This window comes from Kitasatospora sp. GP30, assembly GCF_029892145.1.
Lineage (GTDB): Bacteria > Actinomycetota > Actinomycetes > Streptomycetales > Streptomycetaceae > Kitasatospora > Kitasatospora acidiphila.
Genome location: NZ_JARZAH010000002.1, coordinates 398,933 through 412,929, shown reverse-complemented (window position 1 = coordinate 412,929; position 13,997 = coordinate 398,933). Strand labels below are relative to the sequence as shown.

Below are 13,997 nucleotides of genomic sequence, written 5' to 3'. Positions count from 1 at the left end.
ACCAGCAGGATCTCAGCCAACGAACGGGTCGACGAGGCGCATCGGAGTTCGTGCCACGCCTAGTGCCCGTTCCGGGAAACGCAGTCCGGCCGTGTAGTACCTGGCCCGAGTGCGGCCGACTGGCTCAAGCACTTGAGCGGTGACCAGCTCACGCAGATCCCGCTGTGCCTGCTGCACGCTCAGTCCCTCCGCGTGTTCGTAACGCGAGCGTCGCACCCGGCCGGCCATGGCCACGTCGTGCAGAGCCGTTACCACCCGCTCGTCCATGCTGGCAGCCTCGACAAAGTCCGCAAGCAGGCCCCAGACCTGCCCGGACCTGTCCAGGCGGCCTTGCACGGTCTGCGCCTGCTGGTGGTAGGCGGTCAAGTTGAAGCGAACCCATCCGGAGACATCCTGGTCGGGCAGGTATTCGGAGCCTCGGCGTCCCAGTTCCCGGTAGTACTCCCAGGTGTTGCCCGGGCGCCCCAACCAGGCCTCGATCGAGGAGAACTCCGGGGCGAGAACGCCCTCCCGGGCGATCATGAGAGTCTGCAGCGAGCGCGACATCCGACCGTTCCCATCGGCCCAAGGGTGGACCGACACCAGATGCAGGTGCGCCATCGCAGCCCGCACGAGTGGATGCGCGTCGTCACCGTCATTCAGCCAGTCCACCAACTCCTCCATCAGCGAAGGAACATCCCCTGCGTCAGGTGCGGTGTAGGCGGCGATACTCGGATCGCGGGCATCGGTCACGTACACCGGTCCACGGCGCCACTGGCCGGCCGGCTTCCGCACAGTGTGGCGGTGGCCCTGCAGCATCCAGTGCAGCGCGTTGAGCAACCCCTTGCTGTAGGAGAAGTCGTCAACATCGTGCAATGTCTGGATGTACGTCATCATCCGCTGGTAAGCGAGCGTCTCCTCGCGATTCTCTTCTGACACATCCACATCGCGCTCGCCCTCCAGCAGATCCTCAACATCGATGGTGGACACCCTGAAGCCCTCGATGGAGTTCGAAGCCGCCACGGCATCGGCCGTCAGGAATTTGCGCAGGCCCTCGGTCCACTTGGCCGGGGCCGTACGAACCTGGTGCCGCAGCGCGAGGCGCATGCGCTCGATCTCGTCGAGTACCCGCTCGTCGTCGACAGCAAGGGAAGGCGCAGGGAAGAGCATGTATCGACGATAGGATGACGCAATCATTACGTCAAGCGCGTGCGCACGCTGTGCCCGGATGTGCACCACCCCAGCCCAAAGAGGCAATCCGGACCAGCCAGCACTCTCTCTCGTCCTCAGTACCGACAGCCAGCCCGGTCGACTGGAACGCCGTGCCCCTACCGGAGGGCCACTGAGTCAAGCGCCCGGCTTCATGGGGTCTGTCTGAAAAACATCGACACGCCCTCTACCCGCTGCGGCGACCGGCGAGCGGCGTGACCTGAGCCCTCCCGAGTGTGCCCCCGTTGTGCACCGGGCATCCCGGAGGGTGGTTCCGATGCAGGTCAGAGCCCTGTTCATGTATTACTACGACCTGTAAGGGGCCTTTGACCTGCGGAGACGCAGTTCGATCTCTCATTGTTTCCGCAGGCCAGGACCTTCCTGACCTGCGGAAACGCCCATCGGAGGGCTGACACCGGCTCGCGATGTGAAATGAGTGTGAAATGAGCGCGCACGGAGATCCAACTCAGCGGAAGGTCCGCAGCGCACCTCCCGACATATGAACCACCGCAACACGACACATCCCTTCACTACTCTGGGTGCTCAAGTTTCAGCACCTTCTCCGGCGGGCTCTGTGCTGCAGACGGGCCCAGAGGTAGTTGCCACACAGGCCGCCCAGCCCGCAGACCAGGCCAGTGGCCAGCCGGGCACGGCCGCGCACGGCTGGGTGGAGGACCAGTTATGGACCGCAGTCCGGCCAACGTCGCCGTCGACCGACTCGAGGACCTCGTACGCAATCGGCTCAAACGCCTGCAGTACCGACCCGACACCCCCGATGGCTTCATAGCCAGCACCGGCCTGCCCCCGACGCCCCAACCCCACTCTGACAGGCCGAAGTCAGTAACCGAGTCGTCATCCAGGTACCTCGATGACGTGGGTCAGCGCTTCCAGTGCCCGACAGTAGGCTTGATTGGCCAACAGGAACTCCGCTGCCGGCCTGAACAGGCGACGCTGCCCTTCGTCGAACTCAACCCAACCGCCATCCACCGCGTCGAATCTCCGGACGAACCTGCCGTCAGCGACTTCGAAGAGCTCGTGCGAGAGTCCGTGACATGCCATCAATGCGGGGTCGTGGGGGCCCACGCCATCGAAGTGATACAGGTCGCTATATTCGGCCGCGCCGCCCGCCAGGACTCGACCCATCACCTCCACCGGATCCGCCGGCCGAGTCGTACCGTCCCAACAGACGAATCCCTTGAAGACTCTTACCTCGCCCTCGGCATCAACGATCAGTTCCAGGACCGAAAACGCCGAGGTGTTCTCGTGTCGTACAGCATGGCCGACGGCTGCAATGACATCCCGCGGATTGAAAATCTCCAGCGAGGCGGTCGCCGTGTGCTCCAGGTGGCTTAGTATGTCCTCGATGCCACGACTCCAATTGCAGTTACCCTCAAGGAACTGCGCAATGCGCCCGAGCGATTTCTTCCACCCAGGCAGGTGTCGCGGGGACGCCAGTACTTCGAGCCAACCGGAGTACTCGCCATCCTCAGAGAGCATCAGGCCGATCAATCCGTCGTCGGGCCACAAGGCGTCCGACGAGAAACGCCCACCACGGACGACTCGGCCGACCTCCCAGGAACGCAGGATCTGGCGGAGCTTGTCCGGATATCCGATCTCGACGCTCTCTGGGACGACCCGCCGGGATGCCCGGTAAGTGAGCCGCTCATACTCGGCATACTCGGGTGAGGTGTACGGCACTAGGTGACGTCCGTCGGCGAAGTGCATCGAGACTGCAGCATAGATGGCACTCCGGTGGATCACGTTGCCGCCCTCCCCGCGGTGGTCGAGTAGTGCGAGGACATAGTCGGAGATTCCGGCACGCCGCATCCCGTCGGCGAGTTCCATCGCCCCGGCGGATCTGGCAACAGCGTCGCCGTACAGATAAATGTTGTGCCACGGCAACAGCCCGGCAGCGGTTGGATCAGCAACCAGGGGCACCGGTAGGACGGCGTTCACCCGCCCCGCGTCGTCCAATACCAACCGCTTCGCCTCTGCAGCGAACTCGACGTTGCGAACGAAATCGGAGAACGGCACCATGAGCTCTGACCACGAGGTCGACAGAAGGAGGCAGCGCAGTTTCCCGACACTGATCCCGTGCCCGGCCCGAACCAGCATCGTGTACTTGAAAAGCTCGTGGATCGCTTGTCTCGACGTGGATTCACTGCGCTTCAGCTCGATGATGACCAGGTTTCCGAGTGAGTCGCGCGCCAGGATGTCCACGAATCCGCGCGCACCGTGCGCGTTCTTGAGGTGAAACTCGACTCCCACAAGCGAGAGGCCAGGCTCGATGAGCGCGAGATTCTGGGCCAGCTCATCCCGGATAGCAGCCTCGCTTCGATCGGTCATCCCCGGCTCACGTCCTTCCTCACAGCACGCGTTAGGCCCGTCCGACACGAATGAGCCTCTCACGAGCCGCGCGGCACCGAAGACGTTTCACCGGATCGACGGCCACGTCCCGGCCCGGTAACCGGACGGACCGCCGCCAGGTTGCCGGGCCAGCCTCAAGAGGTCGGCATCTACTGGAAGTTGTTGATCCGGAGCAGGTCCCACCGCTGGTTGTTGCTGCCGTTGCAGTCGGCCTCCCCGGAACGGTACGAATTGTCGTGGAAGTTGACGGCAAGCAGCACTATGTCGAAGGCGACGTTGCATCTCCGCGCCTGTACTCGAAGATGGTCGCCGAAGACCGGACCCTGCGGCTCAAGGGATACCAGGTGTGCCGATTCTGCGGGCACGAACTCGGGGCAGGAGACAGCGCCAGCGATGCTCCGAGACTTTTGCGCACCTGTAGCGGCCGCCACGTGTGCACTGGCTGTGAAATGATCTTCCCTGGGACTAGGCGTCTCCGCGGGTCGGATACATGTTCGAGTAGGCCCTCCGACCTGCGGAAATACGGATAGGGGCCGCAGTTATCAATGCAGATTAGCGACTCGCTGACCTGCACCGATACTGCACGAGTGAGAACCTCTACCTCGTCACCCGCCCGCGATGTGCACCGGTGCACCGAGATCGAACTCGATTGCCGCCCATCGAAGACTCCGCCGGGACATCCTCCTTCCCTCTCATGCCACAACGCTCAGTAACCAATTCCAGTCGAGGCTGACACGATGGCCTGACCACCGCGCTCCGACCGGATGCTCAACCCTGCCCTGGCCTTGCACCAAACGGTACGAACGGCCTCCTGTCCGGTGGCACGAGGTGACCGGCCCCACGACAGCAGCCCAGCCATGCACAGCTTCTTCAGGTGGTGGCTCACCGTCGACTGCGACGCCTCCAGCCGCCACCTGGTGAGTGCGCGCGGCTCCGGAGCAGCCGTGCAGTGGCGTAGCTTGGGATCATGAGCATCGATGCCGCCACTTTCGCCCGCCTGCGCGAGATCGCGGACGAGCTGTCCCAGCTGCCCATGAAGCCCCGCGTGGAGATCGGCCCGCAGGGCTTGGTCATGATGATGTCGGCGACGACTCCGCACGGCCTGACGGCCATTTACCTGCGCCGACAGCTTGAGCAGCAGGCCCCGGATGCGCTTGTGTTCACGGACACCGACATGCAGGACGTCGAGCTGGGCCGGATGCGCGTACCCGATCTCATGGTCCTTCCCATGGATGTGATCGACTCCCAACCGCAGGACGCCGTCAACCCCCGCGATGTCGAGCTGGTCGTCGAGGTCGTCTCCAGGTCCAATCCGGAGAACGACTACCGCGACAAGATCGCGGACTACTCGGCGATGGGCATCCCGCTCTACCTCATCGTTGATCCCGGCCGCGGCACGGCCCAGGTGATGTCCGAGCCGAACGGCACGAGCTACGGCAAGACCCGCACCTACGACTACGGCCAACCCATCCCCGTCGGCCGCTGGCTCCTCGCCACCGGCGACTTCCCGCGCTACCGCTGAGCCAAAGGTGAGCGGTCAGGCATCGCCAACGCCCCAGTGCCACCACCTGACGCACCACCACCCGCCCGCGGCGACCAACCAGGTTCTACGGCTCCTGCCCATGACGTGAAGGCGCCGGCCTGATCGGCGTTCGGCAACGGCGGGGCACCTGGACCTGACCCGATCGCCGGCGGGCCGGCAAGCGGCACCCGAGGGCTCCAGAATGTGCACCCGTCGTGCACCGGCCCCCCCAGGCTCTTCCATCGCAGGTCAGAGGCATGTTTGAGCTCTACTACGACCTCTGAGAGTCCGCTCCCCGTCTCGCGGCCGCACCCGTTCCAGGGCCTCCGCCCCTCGCCCGAGGGGGCGGGGGCCCTGCGGTCAGCTGCCCGTTTCGGCCCGAAGGAACTGATCGCAAAGCGCTGTTCGCGGTTATGAAGATCGCACGCGAATCCAGCCTCACAGGGCGTACTCACACAGGTCGGATATCGTTGCAGATCTCGTCCGGGCTGAGGGATGGTCCGGGTCGTCTCAACAGGGGGGTCGTCCCAGTGCACGCGAGCGATCGGCCATTCTGGGGCAAACCGGGCCGAGATCGCATGCGCGACAGACCCGCCGCCCCCGGTACCGGGCAGTCGTTCGTCTGGCCGGCCGCCGTGCTGTCGCTGCTGTCCCTGGTGGCCTTCATCGCGCTCCGGCACCACCAGCACCACTCCATGGTGGACATGCTGGTCTACCGGGCCGAGGGCGCGGCCGTGGTGCACGGCCAGGACCTCTACGCGATGCGGCTGCCGGGCTGGGACCTGGCCGCCACCTACCCGCCGTTCGCGGCGCTGCTCTTCGCGCCGAGCGCCTGGGTGCACGCCGCGACACTGCGGATCATCGTGATGGTCCTCAACATCGGCCTGCTGGCCCTCGCCGTCCACCTCTCGGTGAAGCTGGCGGGTTGGTCGGGTCGGCGGTACCACGCGGCCGCGGTGCTGCTCGGGACCGGTTTCGCGGTCTGGCTGGAGCCGGTCTTCACCACCCTGCAGTACGGCCAGGTCAATCTGGCCATTCTCTGCCTGGTCCTGTGGGACATGACCCGCTCGGAATCCTGCGCCCACAAGGGCGTCGGCATCGGGCTGGCCACCGCCATCAAGATCACGCCGGGCCTGTTCGTGGTCTATCTGCTGCTCACCCGCCAGTTCCGGACCGCCGCGGTCTCGGTCGGCACCTTCCTCGGGGCGGCGCTGCTCGGCTGGCTGGCGCTGCCGGGCGCCTCGGGCAGCTTCTGGACCCGCTACCTCTGGGACACCCGGCGGGTCGGCGAGGTCCAGCTGGTCGACAACCAGTCGCTGCGCGGTGTCGCGGCCCGGCTGCTGCACACCGAGCAGCCCGGGACCGCGGTCATGGCGGTGGCCGTGCTGGTCGGACTGCTGGGGCTGGCGGTCGCCGTGGCGGCCGGCCGTTCGGCGAACGTGCTGCCCCGGGCCGAGGCCTGGGGGGCGATGGCCACCGCGATAACCGCCCTGCTCGTCTCCCCGATCAGCTGGACCCATCACTTCGTCTGGTGCGTGCCGCTGCTGGTCCTGCTCGCCGCCGAGGCCCGCAGCTGGCCGGCCCGGGGCCTGCTCGCCGCGGTGTCGGTGGCCTTCCTGTCGTACGCCATGTGGCTGGCACCCAACCAGGACGGCCGCGGCGTGCCCTGGTCCTGGCAGCTGCCGTCGGCGCCGTACGCACCGGTCCTGATCGCGGTGCTGATCTACCTTGGCGTGAGGATACGTCAGGCCCGACAGCTGCCCGCGGTCGCCGCGGAGGCCGATCTGATCCTCCAGCAGGCGGAGTTGGAGTCGATCCACTAGCCGGTGCAACGCGCCGCAGAGCATGCGGGGAAGTTGCTACTCCTTGGCGGCACACCACACCGCGCCCTGGGCGAACCCGATCTAGGCGCACCTGTGCCAAGGCGAAACGTCGGTGCCGCCCCACGGCTCGCGAGGCGGCACCAACTGGCCAGTCAGCTAGGGAGATTTGTCAGCAGGAGCCGGTGATCGCCTTGTAGCCGACGAACACCACGCCCACCGAGTTGATGTCGACGCTCGAACCCCCGCCGCCCGCGGTGTTCGACGCCCATGCCGCATAGCCGCCCGGCGTGTAGACCACGAAGTTGCCGTCCTGCTGATACGTTGCGTGGTTGGCGCCGGACCCCATGGTGTTCGATGACCAGCACACCGAACGGCTTTGCTGGCCGGCGGTCGGGTCGCCGTCCCAGCGGTACTCGACGAGGTTGCCGTCCGACTGCATGATCAGCTGGAACCAAGAGCCATTGTTGGCGGCGGAAGCGGCGAAGACCCAGTCCCCGGCGTTGAGGGTCTGGCCGCGGTACAACTCACTCGTATTGTTCGCCGAGGCGGTTCCAGACGTACCGACGACGGCTGCCGCCGCCGCGGCGCCCGCGATGAGTATCTTGGTCGCCTTGCGCATGGACTTCATGGTCCCACCCCTGTCTGATCGCACTGCCACGCGTCCTGGTGGCCAGCATAAACAAAGTAACCGCACGTACGTGCAGTTAAACGGGCATCAGATGTGCGACACCCGCCGCCCTCGATCTTCGAACCGCGCAGCAGCACACCCGAAGTCAGCTGGTGAATCGCAGTTCTGACGAATCATCAGACTGATGCCACGACAGCTTCCAAAGCCGCCTCACGGTAGCGAGACGGCACCAACCGGCCGATCGACTCGGGAGATCGGTCAGCATCCGCCGAAGATCTGCGTGTAGCCGACCCACAAGGCACCGTGCGAGTTGATGTTGATGGTCGAGCCCTGGTCGCCCACGGTGCGCGAGGACCACGGCGCGAAGTTGCCCGGGGTGTAGACCACGAAGTTACCGTCCGGCTGATAGACCGCACGGTTGGCGGTGGACCCCATGGTGTTCGTTGCCCAGCACGCCCTGCGGCTGCCGTTGTCCCAGCGGTACTCGACGAGGTTGCCGTCGGACTGCATGGTCAGCTGGTAGGTCTGACCAGAGGCGCCATAGCCGTCGACCGAGTCCCCGACGTACAGGGTGTCGCCCTGGTACAAGGCGGTCACGTCGTTCGCCGAAGCGGTGCCGGACAGACCGACGACGGCTGCCGCGGCCGCAGCGCCCGCGATGACTGTCTTGGTCGCCTTGCGCATGGACTTCATGGTCCCACCCCTGTCTGATCGCACTGCCACGCGTCCTGGTGGCCAGGGCCAGCATGAACAAAGTAACCGCACGTACGTGCAGTTAAAAGAGCGTCAGGTGTGAGCCACCTCACACACCGGTCATTCAAGTACGGGCCCCATGCCCGAAGTCGACTGGGGCATCGCATTCATGACGGGCCGTCTGGACTGAACGTCTCAGTGCCTGCCCCGCCGTCCACGGCATCCCTCAAACGGCTGGACCTTGACCGGATGGCCGCTTCCCAGCGCTACCAGCGTCACGACAGGCGCTACAACCGCTACGAGAAGCAGCCGCCCGACAGCCGGGTCCGGCAGAGGCACGACTCGTGAACCGCCAGCAAGGAACCACGTGAGCATCCAGACCGCACCGCCGCAGCCCACCGCCGTCAGGCCTGACGTCCGGAAGGGCCGCAGTCCGCAACGCCTGTCGGACGTCCAGCGCACCCTGCTGCTGACCGGGCTGTGCTTCGCCGCCCTGCTCGGCACCGACCTGCGGGCCTGGTCCTCGGTCGGGCTCGGCGGGTTCGACCTCGGCATCTTCGACCAGGGTGTGCGCGGCTACGCCCACTTCGGGCTGCCGGTCTCCACGCTGAAGTACTTCCACCACGAGTTCCCGCCCGGCTTCTCGCTGCTGGGCGACCACTTCTCGCCGATCCTGGCGCTGCTGGCCCCGCTGTACTGGATCTGGGACGACCCGCGTTCGCTACTGCTCGGCCAGGCGCTGCTGTTCGCCGCCGGCGTCCCGCTGGTCCGGCGGATCAGCGACCACGCCTTCGCCGCCGCCGAGCCCGTGGTGCGGCGCCGGGCCCGCGACCTGGCCGGACTGGTCTTCGGGCTGGGCTGGCCGCTGCTGGTCGCCTCCCAGGTCGGGTTCCACGAGGTCGGCTTCGCCGTGCCGCTGACCCTGCTGATGCTGGAACGCGGCATGGCCCGCGAGTACCGCACGGTGGTCCTGGCCGCGGTGCTGCTCTGCTGCACCAAGGAGGACATGGGCCTGGTGGTCGCCGCCTACGGGCTGGTGCTGCTGTGGCGGGGCCGCGGCTCGGCTGCAGCCGGCACCGCTCGGCAGACCGGCGGCTGGCTGCTCGTCTCCGGCCTCGCGGCCACCGCGATCACCGTCCAGTGGGCGATCCCGACGATGGGTGGGGAACCCGGCTACTACTGGCATTACGACGCCGTCGGCCCCAACGCTCCCGCCGCGGCACAGCACGTCCTCACCGACCCGCTGGTGCTGCTGCGCGCCGCCACCGACCAGACGCTGAAGCCGCTGCTGCTGCTCTGGCTGTTCGGCACCCTGTTCCTGCTGCCGCTGCGGTCCGCCACGGCGCTCTGCGCGGTGCCGCTGCTGGCCGAGCGGATCCTCTCCAGCAACCCCAACCACTGGTCGGTCGCCCGGCACTACGACGCCTTCCTGTGGCCGATCCTGCTGACCGCGACCATCGAGGTGCTGGGCCGCCTGCACGGCCGGGGCCGGCCCCGGCGGGTGCGCTGGCTCGGCGTCGGCTTGGCGGGCGTCAGTCTGGCCACCGCCGTGCCGCTGGGGCTGGCCGAGCTGGCCATCCCGTCGCAGTGGTCCCCGGGGCCCCGCCAGGTCACGCTGCTGAAGGCCACCACGCTGATCCCGGATGGCGCCTGGGTGGAGGCGGACAACCAGATCGCGCCCCGGCTGACCGCACGAGACCACGTGGTCCTGGTCGACCAGACGCCGCGCGGCTGCGAGTACGTGCTCATCCGGTCCATCGGGCGCTCGTTCCCGTTCGCCTCCGACCAGCAGCAGCGGGACCGGATCCGGCTGCTGCTGGCCCACGGCTACCAGCAGGTGTGGGGGAGCAACGGCGTCGTGCTGCTGCACCGGTGGCAGAACGAGCCCGTTCCCGGTGAGCACGTGCCGGTGCCCGGCGGCAAGCCGGTCCAGGACGTGGTGCCGGCGGACGTCGGGCACAACCTGTTCAAGGGCTGAGCCTCAAGGGCTGATCCGAAGGGGCCGTCACCCCGAAGAGGCCGTCACGCCGGGTGTGCCGCCTTCCCGCGAACGGGCGCCGGGGTGAGTGCCAGCAGGGCCAGGTCGTCGCGGGCCGGGCCGGCGTGCCGGGCCAGGTCCTCGGTGACGAACGAGACCAGCTGCTCGGGCACGACCGAGGGGCGGCCGTGGAACCGGGTGGCCAGCCGGGCGGTCAGCGGGTAGAACCGGCCGGCCCGGTCCCGGGCCTCGGTGACGCCGTCGGTGTGCAGCAGCAGCGTCTGGCCGGCGGTGAACGGAATGCTGGTCGGCGCCGGGGCCGGCTGGCCGCGCAGGTGTCCGAGCCCCAGCGGCAGGTCCTGCGGGCAGTGCACCGTGCGCACTGCGCCGCCCCCGAGCAGCACCGGGTCCAGATGGCCCCGGTTGACCACGTCCAGCCGGTCCGCGTCGGGCCGGTGCTCCAGCAGCACGGCGGTGACGAACAGCTCCTCGTCGCCGCTCTCCAGCGCCCCGCGGCGCACCTGGCGGTCCAACAGCTCGGCCAGTTCGCCCAGTTCGCGTACCTCATGGGCGGTGGCCCGGAACGCGCCGAGCAGGTCGGCCACCGCCCGCACCGCCTCCAGCCCGCTCCCCCGCACATCGCCGAGCAGCACCCGGGTGCCGAACGGGGTGTCGCACAGCTCGTAGAGGTCGCCGCCGATCGCGACCTCCGCCTGGGCGGCCTGGTAGCGGCCGGCCGTGCGCAGTTCGCCGACCTGCTCCGGCACCGGGTGCAGCACGGTGCGGCGCAGCGCCTCGCTCACCGTGCTCGCGAGCACCAGGTGGCGGGCCTGCCGGACCCGTTGCAGGGCGAGCATCACACCGGCCATGGCGGCCAGCCCGGTGGACAGGTAGACCCAGACGTGGTGGTGCTCGTAGAGGTGCCCGGCGTGGCTGGCCACCAGCACCTGGAGCACCAGGGCGCCGGCGCCGGACGCGGCGGTGAGCCACGGCCCGAAGCCGAAGGCGACCAGCACCGGCAGCGCGGTGAGCAGGAAGCCCGCCGCGGTGGCCTGCGGGAACACCGTCTGGATCACCAGGTCGGTGAAGAGCAGCAGCACCGGCAGCCAGCGCACCCAGCGCGGCGGTGAGCCGGGCTCGGCCACCGCTCGCGGACCGGCCGGACGGCGCGGCTCGGCGGATGCGGGCACGGCGGGGCTCCTCTGGGTGCTGGTCTGAGTGGGCATGCCATCCATGGTCGCGTAACGGCCCGCGGCCCGGCCGAGGGCGTTCGGCCCTGCGGAGCGGGCCCAAGGTCCCGGTTCGGTCACGTCCACCACATACCCTGAGCCCATGGAGATCTGGATCAACCCCCGCTGCGGCAAGTGCCGGGTCGCGCTCACCGAGCTCGACGCGGCCGGCCTCGACTACACGGTCCGCCGCTACCTGGAGGACCCGCCGTCGGTGGCCGAGCTGGAGGCGGTGCTCGGCCGGCTGCACCTGGAGCCGTGGGACATCACCCGGCTCGACGAGGCGGTGGCCAAGGAGCTGGGCATGCGCGAGTGGCAGCACGGCGACGCGGCCCGCGCGCGCTGGATCGCCGCGCTGGCGGAGCATCCGATCCTGATCCAGCGGCCGATCATCACCGCCGACGACGGGCACGCCGTGGTGGCCCGCAGCGAGGAGGCGCTGCGGTCGGTGCTGCCCTCGTGACCACCTGGGTGGCACTGCTGCGCGCGGTGAACGTGCCCGGTCGACAGGTGCGGATGGAGCGGTTGAGGGCGCTCTTCGCCGAGCTGGGGCTGGCCGGGGTGCGCAGCTACATCCAGAGCGGCAACGTCTTCTTCCAGGATCCGGCCGGCCGCGACCGGGCGGAGCTCGCCCGGGTGATCTCGGCACACCTGCGGGAGGCGCTCGGCTTTCGGGTGCCGGTGCTGCTGCGCACCGTCGAGGAGCTGGCCGCCGTGGTCGAGGCCGACCCGTTCCGCGGGGTGCCGGTCACCGAGGACGTGCGGCTCTGCGTGGCCTTCCTCACCGAGCCGCTGCCCGCCGGGCTGGGGCTGCCGGCCCGGTCGGCGCGGGGCGACGTCGAGGTGATCGCCGCCACCGAGGGTGAGGCCTTCATCGTCGGGCGGATCATCGGCGGGCGCCCGGTCGGCGCTCCGGACCCGGTCTTCGGCAAGGAGTGGACCGGCGAGACGACCGTCCGCTTCTTCCACACCACCGCCAAGATCCTGGCGGCGGCCCGCAAGGGCTGACCGGCACCCGGTCAGCCCTTGCGGTGCACGCCGCTCAGCCGCGAAGGCCGATCACTTGGCGCTGAGCCGGTTGACCGCGGCCGTGCTCAGCTGGAGCGCGTCGGTGGAGAGCGGCACCATCGCCTTCTGCACCTTCGCGGCGTCGGGCTGCTTGGCGGAGGCGGCGCTGACCAGGGCGCCGGCGTGCTGCCGCAGGGCGGTCAGCAGTTCCGCCACGCCCTTGGCGGCAGCCGGCTGGGTGTCCCGCTGGATCGGCCCACCGAACTGCACCGGGCCGCCGGGGTCCTCGGCCGTGCCGGGCTGCTCGGGGCCGCCGGGGTTGACGCTACCCGGCTGCGCGGCGCCGGCCGGGGAGGCGAAGCCCGCCGGGTCGACCGGCGCACCGGGCACGCCCGACTGGTCGTCGGTGGTGGTGGTGGTCTCGGCGGGCAGCTCCGCCTTGAGCTTGTCGGCGGCGGCGGTCAGCTTGGCCAGCTGGCCCTTCAGCGCGGCGGGGTCGACCGCGGCCCCGTTCATCGGGCTGCTGGTCGCGGCGAGGTCGCCGACCAGGTGCAGCACGGCGCCGAGGTCGCCGATCGCCGCGAGGGTCTTGGGCGCGGTGGGGGTCCCCGCCGCCGGGCTGATCATCGGGTGGTTGTCAGCCGCGGCGTGGCTGATGGCGATGCCCGTGGTGACGGCGAGCGAGCCCGCCAGCGCGCCGGTGACGAGGACCGATGTCCACTTCTTCTGCATGAGGGTGGTGTTCCTTCCAAGGTTGGCTCAGGCCGGTGACGGCCTGTTCCCACCTTGTCCACCCATGGTCACCGCTCGCACCACGGGTGACCCGAATGTGCGTCAACTCCTGCTCCGGATGCGGCAGATCGGGCGCCGGAAGTCGGTTCCGCCGGTTCAGTCCCCGGACGGCACCGTGCCCCACAGCTCCTCGGTGCACCGCGCGTAGACAGCCTGCCAGTGCGGCCACTGGCGGGCGGTGAGGTCGTCGCACTCGGCGAGCAGCGCGTCCACCTGCTCCGGCGCCACCCCCTCCAGCAGCCAGGCCAGCGCGTCCGGTGCGCCGGGCCCGTCGGCCAGCCGCAGCAGGTCCAGCAGCTCGCCCAGGGTGCCGACCCGGGACTGCGGGGCGAGCAGCTGCGCCATCACCGGCAGCACCTGCTCCTCCTCGATCCGCAGATGGGTCTCCAGCCGGGCGGCCAGCTCCTCGACCGCGTAGGCCACCGGCCAGGCGCTGGCCGGGTCCCGGGTGCCGATCCGCATCAGCGTGGTGGTCCGGGTGAAGGAGTGGTCCAGGTTGTGGTGGTCGTCCTCCAGCCAGTTGATGAGCAGCCGCAGCTCCGGCGCGAACCGGCGCAGCATCGGCCAGATCCGCCCGTCCTGCTGCTCGTGGTGGCAGGTGAGCATGGCGGTGAGGAAGTCCCAGTGCCGCTGCAGCGCCTCGGCGCTCGCCTCGTCATCGGGCTGCAGCAGGCGCAGCGCGGTGGGGATCCGCTGCAGGTCGCGGCGGAGTGCGGCGTGGACCAGGCGGAGGCCGGCGAATCGGACGGGACGCACGGCTGGAACCGCC

Annotated in this window: 13 protein-coding genes; 5 read left to right on the top strand and 8 right to left on the bottom strand. The window is 68.8% G+C overall.

Annotated elements, in window-relative coordinates; genetic code table 11:
• Positions 1 to 12 precede the first annotated feature (12 nt).
• From P3T35_RS05195 to P3T35_RS05185, 3 genes are all read right to left on the bottom strand, one after another.
• The gene (locus P3T35_RS05195; RefSeq protein ID WP_101380012.1) at positions 13 to 1,149 is read right to left on the bottom strand and encodes a Fic family protein; all 1,137 of its coding nucleotides are present in this window, start codon (positions 1,147 to 1,149) and stop codon (positions 13 to 15) included.
• A gap of 891 nt (positions 1,150 to 2,040) precedes the next feature.
• Positions 2,041 to 3,534: an endonuclease NucS domain-containing protein gene (locus tag P3T35_RS05190; protein WP_101380013.1), complete on the bottom strand. Its 1,494-nt coding sequence runs from the start codon at positions 3,532 to 3,534 to the stop codon at positions 2,041 to 2,043.
• 170 nt (positions 3,535 to 3,704) lie between these two features.
• Positions 3,705 to 3,920: a hypothetical protein gene (locus P3T35_RS05185; protein ID WP_180356418.1), complete on the bottom strand. Its 216-nt coding sequence runs from the start codon at positions 3,918 to 3,920 to the stop codon at positions 3,705 to 3,707.
• 602 nt (positions 3,921 to 4,522) lie between these two features.
• Between P3T35_RS05185 and P3T35_RS05180 the strand changes: the two genes are divergently transcribed.
• Positions 4,523 to 5,077 (top strand): Uma2 family endonuclease, encoded by a 555-nt coding sequence (locus tag P3T35_RS05180; protein ID WP_101380014.1) that lies wholly within the window; start codon positions 4,523 to 4,525, stop codon positions 5,075 to 5,077.
• A 578-nt stretch (positions 5,078 to 5,655) separates the two neighbouring features.
• The gene (locus P3T35_RS05175) at positions 5,656 to 6,900 is read left to right on the top strand and encodes a glycosyltransferase 87 family protein (protein ID WP_180356420.1); all 1,245 of its coding nucleotides are present in this window, start codon (positions 5,656 to 5,658) and stop codon (positions 6,898 to 6,900) included.
• A gap of 169 nt (positions 6,901 to 7,069) precedes the next feature.
• Here the strand turns inward: P3T35_RS05175 and P3T35_RS05170 are convergent, their stop codons facing one another.
• Both P3T35_RS05170 and P3T35_RS05165 read right to left on the bottom strand, forming a co-directional pair.
• Positions 7,070 to 7,519 carry a hypothetical protein gene (locus P3T35_RS05170; RefSeq protein WP_180356421.1) on the bottom strand — a complete coding sequence of 150 codons (450 nt, stop codon included), beginning with the start codon at positions 7,517 to 7,519 and terminating at the stop codon, positions 7,070 to 7,072.
• Positions 7,520 to 7,786: 267 nt separating this feature from the next.
• The gene (locus tag P3T35_RS05165; RefSeq protein WP_180356422.1) at positions 7,787 to 8,212 is read right to left on the bottom strand and encodes a hypothetical protein; all 426 of its coding nucleotides are present in this window, start codon (positions 8,210 to 8,212) and stop codon (positions 7,787 to 7,789) included.
• 376 nt (positions 8,213 to 8,588) lie between these two features.
• Between P3T35_RS05165 and P3T35_RS05160 the strand changes: the two genes are divergently transcribed.
• A complete protein-coding gene (locus P3T35_RS05160) occupies positions 8,589 to 10,199 on the top strand; it encodes a DUF2079 domain-containing protein (protein ID WP_101380018.1) in 1,611 nt (536 codons plus the stop codon).
• A gap of 44 nt (positions 10,200 to 10,243) precedes the next feature.
• On the opposite strand, the gene P3T35_RS05155 is transcribed toward P3T35_RS05160, so the two are convergent.
• Complete coding sequence (locus P3T35_RS05155; RefSeq protein ID WP_143676788.1) at positions 10,244 to 11,425, bottom strand: PP2C family protein-serine/threonine phosphatase; 1,182 nt, start codon at positions 11,423 to 11,425, stop codon at positions 10,244 to 10,246.
• A gap of 106 nt (positions 11,426 to 11,531) precedes the next feature.
• On the opposite strand from P3T35_RS05155, the gene P3T35_RS05150 reads away from it, so the two are divergent.
• Entirely contained in the window at positions 11,532 to 11,891 is a 360-nt protein-coding gene (locus P3T35_RS05150; RefSeq protein WP_101380020.1) for an ArsC/Spx/MgsR family protein, read from the top strand.
• On the top strand, positions 11,888 to 12,436 hold the full coding sequence (locus P3T35_RS05145) for a DUF1697 domain-containing protein (RefSeq protein WP_101380021.1): 549 nt from the start codon (positions 11,888 to 11,890) through the stop codon (positions 12,434 to 12,436). The genes P3T35_RS05150 and P3T35_RS05145 overlap by 4 nt, the downstream gene beginning before the upstream one ends.
• Positions 12,437 to 12,487: 51 nt before the next feature.
• Here the strand turns inward: P3T35_RS05145 and P3T35_RS05140 are convergent, their stop codons facing one another.
• Together P3T35_RS05140 and P3T35_RS05135 are read right to left on the bottom strand one after the other, a co-directional pair.
• Entirely contained in the window at positions 12,488 to 13,168 is a 681-nt protein-coding gene (locus tag P3T35_RS05140; RefSeq protein WP_101380022.1) for a hypothetical protein, read from the bottom strand.
• 156 nt (positions 13,169 to 13,324) lie between these two features.
• Positions 13,325 to 13,984 carry a hemerythrin domain-containing protein gene (locus P3T35_RS05135; RefSeq protein ID WP_180356423.1) on the bottom strand — a complete coding sequence of 220 codons (660 nt, stop codon included), beginning with the start codon at positions 13,982 to 13,984 and terminating at the stop codon, positions 13,325 to 13,327.
• Positions 13,985 to 13,997 lie beyond the last annotated feature (13 nt).

What these genes read in the sequence shown, in the direction of transcription:
- P3T35_RS05195 (WP_101380012.1), bottom strand. Translation starts at nt 1,149, where the DNA reads ATGCTCTTCCCTGCGCCTTCCCTTGCTGTCGACGACGAGCGGGTACTC.
- P3T35_RS05190 (WP_101380013.1), bottom strand. Translation starts at nt 3,534, where the DNA reads ATGACCGATCGAAGCGAGGCTGCTATCCGGGATGAGCTGGCCCAGAAT.
- P3T35_RS05180 (WP_101380014.1), top strand. Translation starts at nt 4,523, where the DNA reads ATGAGCATCGATGCCGCCACTTTCGCCCGCCTGCGCGAGATCGCGGAC.
- P3T35_RS05175 (WP_180356420.1), top strand. Translation starts at nt 5,656, where the DNA reads ATGCGCGACAGACCCGCCGCCCCCGGTACCGGGCAGTCGTTCGTCTGG.
- P3T35_RS05170 (WP_180356421.1), bottom strand. Translation starts at nt 7,519, where the DNA reads ATGCGCAAGGCGACCAAGATACTCATCGCGGGCGCCGCGGCGGCGGCA.
- P3T35_RS05165 (WP_180356422.1), bottom strand. Translation starts at nt 8,212, where the DNA reads ATGCGCAAGGCGACCAAGACAGTCATCGCGGGCGCTGCGGCCGCGGCA.
- P3T35_RS05155 (WP_143676788.1), bottom strand. Translation starts at nt 11,425, where the DNA reads ATGCCCACTCAGACCAGCACCCAGAGGAGCCCCGCCGTGCCCGCATCC.
- P3T35_RS05150 (WP_101380020.1), top strand. Translation starts at nt 11,532, where the DNA reads ATGGAGATCTGGATCAACCCCCGCTGCGGCAAGTGCCGGGTCGCGCTC.
- P3T35_RS05140 (WP_101380022.1), bottom strand. Translation starts at nt 13,168, where the DNA reads ATGCAGAAGAAGTGGACATCGGTCCTCGTCACCGGCGCGCTGGCGGGC.